Source organism: Nodosilinea sp. LEGE 07298 (assembly GCF_015207265.1).
GTDB lineage: Bacteria > Cyanobacteriota > Cyanobacteriia > Phormidesmidales > Phormidesmidaceae > Nodosilinea.
Genome location: NZ_JADEXE010000309.1, coordinates 1 through 7,668, shown reverse-complemented (window position 1 = coordinate 7,668; position 7,668 = coordinate 1). Strand labels below are relative to the sequence as shown.

Here is a 7,668-nt window from a genome sequence, read left to right as displayed (position 1 = left end):
CCGCTATTGTGCTGTGCGACTCAAAGGGCATTCTCTCCCACAGCCGCGATGACCTCAACCCCCAAAAGCTGGAATTCGCTGTAGAAGAGTCGGGCACCCTGGCCGACGCGATGGCGGGGGCCGATATTTTCTTAGGTGTCAGCGCGCCGGGAGTCGTAAGCGTTGAGATGGTAGCGTCGATGGCCGCAGACCCAATTGTGTTTGCCATGGCCAACCCGATTCCAGAAATTCAGCCGGAGCTGGTGACGGATAAGGTAGCGGTGATGGCCACGGGCCGCAGTGATTATCCCAACCAGATTAACAACGTGCTGGCGTTTCCAGGGGTGCTGCGGGGAGCGCTCGACTGTCGAGCGCAGGAGATCACGCCATCAATGTATTTAGAGGCGGCCTACGCGATCGCGGCCCTGGTCAACCCCCACGAACTGACCCGCGAGCACATCATTCCCTCAGTGTTTGATGAACGGGTGGCCGCTGCGGTAGCCTCAGCCGTCAAGCATGCTGCCCGAGTCGATGGCGTTGCTAGGAAATAGGGGGGGTGTTGGGTGTCGGGTACCGGGTTCACGGTTCACGGTTCAGCCTTGCACCTGACGCCTGACACCTAAAACCTGCCCCCTCTTTCCGTCTAAACCAAAACTCGTTCTACCAGGTAGCGGGTAAACTGCACGCCGTTGTGCTCTACCACTTCGGTGTCGTACTGGCTGAAGCCAAACTTGGTGAACAGCCCCAGGCTAAACTCGCTGGCCTCGGCGTAGAGGCGCTGAATGTGTTTTTCTAGGGCGTGGGCCAGCACCGCCTGCATGAGCAGCGAGCCCACCCCCTGGTGCAGGCAGTCGTGGCGCACGTAGGTGGAGGCGATGTGGCCATCCTCACCTACTCCTGCGAAACCGACGATGCCCGTGTCATCTTCCGCCATGTAGGTGGTGACCTCCAAAATGAACTGGCGAAAGCGGGAGGTGGCGGCATCTACGGTGGCCCAGGCTTCGGTTTGAGCGGTGGTGTAGTGCTGAGGCGCATTGACCAGCACCGTTTGTCGATACAAGGTAGCGAGGGCGGGGAGATCGGATTCGGTGGCCGTACGAATGTGCATGGGTTAAGTTTAGGCTGTGCGCAGGGCGACGATAGGGTCGAGTTTGGCGGCCTGACGAGCGGGGAATACGCCAAAGAACAACCCAATGCCGCCAGAAATGCTAACGGCTAGAACAATGGCACCTACAGAAATGCCTGCTTCAAAGGGGCTGAGTAATCCAATTAGCAGAATACCGCTTACCCCCAAACCAGTGCCGATCACGCCCCCGGCGACAGAAAGAATGATCGCCTCGATCAAAAACTGACCCAAAATATCGCTTTGGGATGCGCCGATCGCTTTTCTCAGGCCAATTTCCTGGGTGCGCTCGCGTACCGACACCAGCATGATATTCATAATGCCGATGCCGCCGACAAATAGAGAAATTCCGGCGATCGCGGCCAGCATGATGGTCAGCGCCCCAGTAATCGTGTTGGCGATGGTCAGCAGCGTATCCTGGCTGCTGATGTAAAAATCGTCTTCGTCGCGAACGTTGTGGCGCAGGCGCAGCAGGTTGGTAATCTGAAATTCGGCGGTGGCCATGCTCTCGCGATCGCGGGCTGATACCGTAATAAACGAAACCTCGACCCCATAGGGCGATCGTTCGCCCCCAGCCAGACGGCTGTCTTTTGTGGTCAGCGGCACCATCACGGCGTCGTCGTAGTCGAGGCCGAGGTTAGAGCCTTTGCGCTCTAGCACTCCGACAATATCAAAGGTGACGCCCCCTACTCGAATTTGCTGACCCAGGGCCGGTTGGTTGTCAAACAAGCGCTCCCGCAGGGTATCGCCAATCACGGCAACCTGGGCGCTGCGGGTCATATCCAAATCACTGATAAACCGTCCCCTGGCCACCTCAAAGCTGCGCACCGTCAGAAAATCAGGCGTAATGCCTACCACATTGACATTGGCGTTGCGGTTGCGAAAGGTAACCAACTGACGACCGCTCGATTCAGCCGCCACGGCTGCTACTGAGGGCACCTGCTGGGCGATCGCCTCCGCATCGGCCAATACTAAGGTGCGCGGAATCTCTAAAGAGCCTAATTGCCGGGTTTCCTGACTGCCCGGCACCACAAACAGCACGTTTGGCCCCAGGGTTTCGAGCTGGGCATTGACAAACCGCTGTGCCCCCTCGCCCAGGCCCACCATGGTAATTACTGAGGCATTGCCGATGATAATACCCAGCATGGTCAGGGTGCTGCGCAGGCGGTTGGCAGCCAGAGTTTTTGTCGCCATCGACAGACTTTCTTGCAGGTTCATGGAGCGTCTTTTGTTGAGATATTAAGGATTATGAGCGTAGGGCAGTCAGAGACTGTGGTTAGGCTTCGACGGCTTTTATCTGAATGCAGGGTTTCAGTAAGTGATATCTAAAAATGTATCGGCCAAGCAACTTAAGTCGTCGCAATCTCGTTTCGTCTACTGGTCTGGAGAGCCTGCCAAGGGTAGCCAATCTTTTTCTAGGGCCTGTTCTAGGCTAAAGCAGGGCTCTTCAGGAATAAGATTTGGCGCGCTCCCGCTAGCAATTAGGACATTATCTCGGGCGTCTTGATATTCAGTCTGAAAGTTTTCTAGCAGATCAGGGTTCAGGCTAGGGCTATCCTTCAAAAGCCGATGAATTTCCTTGCGAAAATTGTTGACTTCTATAGTCCAGCCTCGAAGGCACCGCTGACGTTCTGCATCCCAGTACTTAAGCTTGAGCAAGTGTTCGCAGAGGCGAGCCAAATAGCTTAAGATAGCTCGCCTATCACTTCTGCCCAAACTTTCGATCTCCTCAATTAGATTGTCTAGATCAAGATTGTCAAACCGGCGATTTTTTAGCAGGGTGGCGGTGGTCTCTATCCACAGCAAAAAATCTGTATCGTACAGAGACGGAGCGTTGACCTGGGTTGTAGCATCACTGGTCTTAATGGTCATGGTGGGTCCAGGATAGCGGGCCGGTACAATAATTTTAGCGATCTTGCCGTACGGTAATGTTTTCGAGCGATTTGCCGGGGGGCAGGTCGATAAAGACGCGATCGCCCTCATCCACCCCGCTGACTACCTGAATCTGGTCGCCAGCCTGTGGCCCCAGGGTAACGGGCTGAAAGACAATCTCGCGGTTTTCGCCGGGCACCAGCACCCCCGTTTCGCCCGCCTGGGTTACCACCGCCACCGTGGGCACTACCAGGGCATCGGCCAGCTGATCGCCAATAAAGGCCACATTCACATTCATGTTCGATCGCAGAATGTCTTTGCCGTCAAGCAGCTCAATGCGCACCTGAAACAGGGTGACATTCTGCCGCTCGATTGCCTCTGGGGCCACCAGCTTGACCCGGCCTGCAAAGGTCTGCTCAGGGAAGGCGTCGGCCACAATTTCGACCCGCTGACCCGGCTCGATCAGGCTAATGTCGGCCTCGGGCACCTCGGCTAGTACCTCCAGGTCTTGGGCCAGGGCGACAATTGCGGTAGATGTGGCCGACGACAGCTCGGAAGCTGAGGTTGTCGGGGTAACGAATGCCCCCTCGGTGGCAAACTTTTGGGTGATCGTGCCGCCAAAAGGAGCGCGAATGAAGGATTCATTTTGTCGCACCTGGGCACCTTCGAGCTGGGCGCGGGCCTGGGCTAGCCGGGCCTCGGCCTGGGCGATCGCCTCAGGCTCAGGCAAGTTTTGCAGATCATCGACCCGCCGCTGCGCTTCGGTCACGCGGGCCTGGGCCTGCTCTAGGGCCGCCTGGGCGCTGCGCTGCTCTCGTCTGGCGGTATCTAGGTCGGTGGCCGCCACTGCCCCCCGATCAAACAGCTGCTGACGGCGGGCCAGTTCGCTGGTGGCCAGGTCTAAACGAGCCTGAGCATCGCGCACCTGGGCGCGGTTGGCCTCAACTGTGGCCTGGGCCTGGGCAATTTCTTCTGGGCGGCTACCCCGACGCACATCGGCCAGGGCGGCTTCGGCTTCGGCGACGGCGGCCTGGTTTTGTGCGACCTGGGCAGCGGTGTCGCGGTTTCGCATGCGAGCGATTAGCTGGCCGGGCTCGACGCGATCGCCCTGTTCTACATACAGTTCTTCCAAGACGCCAGCATTTTGGGGGCTGAGGTTTACGGTTTGCACCGGTCTGACAGTGCCGCTGGCAGACACCCGCACCGTTAGCGGCTCGATCGCCGCCTGAGTCGTAAATTCTCCTACATCGTAGGCGTTTTGGCGGCTGCGCCAGAGGCCAAACCCCACCGCCCCTGCCACCAGCGTAGCGGCTGCCAGCCCGGCCAATAGCCAAACCAGCGGACGACGCACCTTACCAATCAGAGGAACCTGCATAGACCAAAGAATCCTGACGTTAGCTTCGGCTTCAGCGCTCGAAGCACAATAACAAAGCACAAAATTAAACTGATTAGTTTAATTGTAACGATCGCAGCTCGGCCCTTACTCTGAGATAGGGCAATGGCTATCAGGCTTGTCCACAGCATTGATCGAGATCTTGAGAGGAATGGGTGAGGTCGCTATGGCAGAAACTCCCGTAAAGGTGGCGGTAGTCGGTACCGGATTTGGTCAGAAGGTTCATATTCCGGGGCTACAGGCCCACCACCGCACCGAGGTGGTAGCGGTCTACCATCGCGATTTAGCCAAGGCCCAGGCGATCGCCGCCGCCCACCACATTCCCCACGCCTGCGACACCGTCGAGGCGATCGTGGCCCTGCCGGAGGTACAGGCCGTTACCGTGGCCACGCCCCCGTTTCTGCACTATGACCAGGCTAAAAAGGTGCTTGAGGCGGGCAAGCACCTGCTGCTAGAGAAACCCACGGCGCTGTCGGGGGCCGAAGCCGAGGCGATCGCCAAGCTAGCCCGCGATCGCAACCTGATTGCCACCATGGACTTTGAATTTCGCTTTGTGCCCGCCTGGCAGTATTTAGCTGAACGGCTGGCTGAGGGCTATGTCGGCAACCTGCGCTTCGTCAACATCACCTGGACGGTGCCGGGCCGGGCCGACCCCAGCCGGGCCTGGAACTGGTACTCGCGCCAGGACCAGGGGGGCGGTGCTTTGGGAGCCTTTGCCTCCCACAGTTTTGACTACATCACCTGGCTGTTTGGTCCCATCCAGCGGCTGTGCGCCCGCCTCAGCACCGCCATCCCTCAGCGGCCCGATGCAGACGGAGTCCCCCAACCGGTCGATGCTGACGACACCTGTAGCTTGATTTTGGATCTGCAAAACGGTGCTCCCTGCCAGGTGGCGATTAGCTCGGTTACCTATGCTGGGCGGGGCCATTGGGTCGAAGTCTATGGCGACCAGGGCACCCTGGTCTTGGGCAGCGACAACCTGAGCGACTACGTCCACGGCTTTAAGCTGTGGGGCAGCCAGGGGGGTGCTCCCCTCGAAGCAATCGCCATTCCCGATCGCCTCCAGTTTCCCACCACCTATAGCGATGGCCGCATTGCTCCCTTTGTGCGGGTCGTCAACCACTGGGTCAGCGATATTGATCGGGGGCAGGCAACGACCCCCTCAATTTGGGATGGGGTGCGATCGCAGCACCTGATGGATCTAGCCCATCGCTCACACCGACAAAATAGTTGGGTAGAGGTGCCGAACGCTCTGTCTCAGGTATAGAAATGTTCCCAATTTAGTCTTGCAGCCATGCCGGGATTGGGGCTAAAGGGTATCCTCAAGGGCATCCTTAAGTATTGGTTAGTGATCAGAGGTGGCTACAAGAATGCCCTGAGAGTGTTCTATCTAAATAAAAGTTCCTTTTGAGGTTGCAAGCTTGGCCCGTTGGGTCTGTTGCTACAAAACCTTGGACAAGCATTCAGCCCGAACACTCTTCGTCAAGTACGTAAACCAGTTTTCACCTACCCTTTAGCCACCGTCCCGGTGATTCATGGCGTTTCAAAGATACCCCCTAGCTACAGTTCAAAAGGTGAGCCAGTTTATTCGTGAAACGCTGGTGTTACCTCCCCATGAACAGCAGCCAGGCAAATTTAACCCTCAAGACGACGACGATGACCCCATACCCGACTCGCTCAACGCCCTGGGCGACTTGTTTCGGGTAGGAGATCTGCCCGAAGACAATGTGCCGGCCCCCAATAGTGAGGGGCGCTGGTTTGTCAGCACCCTTGACCCCGCCAATGCGCTCACCAAACTACCGGGGCTGTGGATGCGGCCCGGCATTCGCCTGGTCACCTACCTGCGCCAGGATAGTAACGGCGGCCTGGGGGCGACAGTAGCCCTGCCGGGGCTGCTGAGCACCACAGAATATTTAGAAGACGCAATCAACAACATTACCGCCACCGACCAGGTGCCTAAGCCCATGGGTGCATTACCCAACCTGATGGCTGGTATTGAAGGAGACGGCTCGCTGGCCTCGTTTCTCACCGCCTCGATCTTTACCCGCGAAGTGCGAGAGTTTGGCCGTTTTGGCCGCTACTCCCGCTGGATGCACCACCGCTTTGTAGCGGCCCCTCCTCAGCAAATTCCGTGGCAGTGGCGTACCAAAATGCCCGAAGATTTTTCGCCCAAGGTGGTACTGCGTCAAGATGCCGAAGTCATTGTGGAGTTTTACTCCTGTCGGGTGCAAAAGCCTATTGCCCTATTTCGCCACCTCGATCGCTACCCCCCCAACAGCTACACCGCCGAAAACCAGGACCAGGTGGTCGCCGTAGCCGGAAATTAACCCCTAATCGGGCATAGGGAGGTGTAAGAAAGGTATCGGAGGGGACGATGCCGGAAGCAACCTCTGGCTAAAACATCTGGTTAAGCCAGCGACATGGTCTAAAATTGTCGGTAGTTTTAGTATCTAAAAGAAAATCTTCTCAAAGGATAGGATGTTGGGGAGTAGGTTTGTGCTCCAATAACAGCGAGATCACCACGAAACCCTTGCCCTATGGAGTTCAACCATCTGAGTTTTTATGTGGAGGCGGTAGCCCCCTGGCGCGACTGGTTTGTCAACGCCTGGGGAGGCGTGTGCTCTGGCCCAGCGGCTGGGGCAGCCTCTGAGCAAAAATCTCAGCAGAGGGCGCTGGTGTATGTGGGCCGAGTGCCCCTGCTGATCATGGCCGATGCCGCTGTGGTGGGCACTTATCTACAGCAGCATCCACCAGGCATTGGCGATGTAGCGCTGCGGGTCAAGGCGCTAGAACCAGCCCTAGAACAGGTAGTGGCGGCCGGGGGTGCCCTGGTGCAGCCGATTCAGCACGATCGCTGGGGCCGAGGCCGCTGGGGAAAAATTCAGGGATGGGGATCGCTCACCCACACGCTAATCGAGTCGTGGCAGCCAGAGAGCTGGGTACCAGGCATCGCCCCTGATAACAGAAGGCACGCCGCCCTCAACGGCAGCTTGATCACCGCCATTGACCATGCCGTCGTCAATGTGCCAAAGGGTGAGTTGCCCCAGGCGATCGCCTGGTACGCCAGCCAGCTTGGCTTTCAGCCCCGGCAGCGGTTCACCATCGATACACCTCGCTCGGGGCTGCGCAGTCAGGTGCTAGCTCACCCCCAGGGCAGCGCCCAGCTGCCCATTAACGAACCCGCTACGGCCAACTCACAGGTGCAGGAGTTTCTCGACTACAACCGGGGGGGTGGGATTCAACACGTGGCCCTGCACACCGCCGATATTGTGCACACGGTGGGGCAGCTGCGGGCTGGGGG

Annotated in this window: 8 protein-coding genes; 4 read left to right on the top strand and 4 right to left on the bottom strand. The window is 58.0% G+C overall.

What is annotated here, in order from left to right:
• On the top strand, positions 1 to 530 hold a 530-nt coding region (locus IQ273_RS27670), incomplete at its 5' end, for a malic enzyme-like NAD(P)-binding protein (RefSeq protein ID WP_278000599.1).
• A gap of 92 nt (positions 531 to 622) precedes the next feature.
• Here the strand turns inward: IQ273_RS27670 and IQ273_RS27665 are convergent.
• The 4 genes from IQ273_RS27665 to IQ273_RS27650 all read right to left on the bottom strand — a co-directional run bounded on the left by IQ273_RS27665 (position 623) and on the right by IQ273_RS27650 (position 4,349).
• Complete coding sequence (locus tag IQ273_RS27665) at positions 623 to 1,087, bottom strand: GNAT family N-acetyltransferase (RefSeq protein WP_194026351.1); 465 nt, start codon at positions 1,085 to 1,087, stop codon at positions 623 to 625.
• 9 nt (positions 1,088 to 1,096) lie between these two features.
• Positions 1,097 to 2,320, bottom strand: coding sequence for an ABC transporter permease (locus IQ273_RS27660; protein ID WP_194026350.1), 1,224 nt, complete (start codon positions 2,318 to 2,320; stop codon positions 1,097 to 1,099).
• 156 nt (positions 2,321 to 2,476) lie between these two features.
• A complete protein-coding gene (locus tag IQ273_RS27655) occupies positions 2,477 to 2,974 on the bottom strand; it encodes a DUF29 domain-containing protein (protein WP_194026349.1) in 498 nt (165 codons plus the stop codon).
• Between the two features lie 34 nt (positions 2,975 to 3,008).
• Positions 3,009 to 4,349, bottom strand: coding sequence for an efflux RND transporter periplasmic adaptor subunit (locus tag IQ273_RS27650; protein WP_194026348.1), 1,341 nt, complete (start codon positions 4,347 to 4,349; stop codon positions 3,009 to 3,011).
• Between the two features lie 184 nt (positions 4,350 to 4,533).
• On the opposite strand from IQ273_RS27650, the gene IQ273_RS27645 reads away from it, so the two are divergent.
• From IQ273_RS27645 to IQ273_RS27635, 3 genes are all read left to right on the top strand, one after another.
• Positions 4,534 to 5,634: a Gfo/Idh/MocA family protein gene (locus IQ273_RS27645; protein WP_194026347.1), complete on the top strand. Its 1,101-nt coding sequence runs from the start codon at positions 4,534 to 4,536 to the stop codon at positions 5,632 to 5,634.
• Positions 5,635 to 5,902: 268 nt separating this feature from the next.
• Positions 5,903 to 6,694 (top strand): hypothetical protein, encoded by a 792-nt coding sequence (locus IQ273_RS27640; RefSeq protein WP_194026346.1) that lies wholly within the window; start codon positions 5,903 to 5,905, stop codon positions 6,692 to 6,694.
• Positions 6,695 to 6,904: 210 nt separating this feature from the next.
• The coding region (locus tag IQ273_RS27635) for a VOC family protein (protein WP_194026345.1) at positions 6,905 to 7,668 on the top strand (764 nt) is incomplete at its 3' end.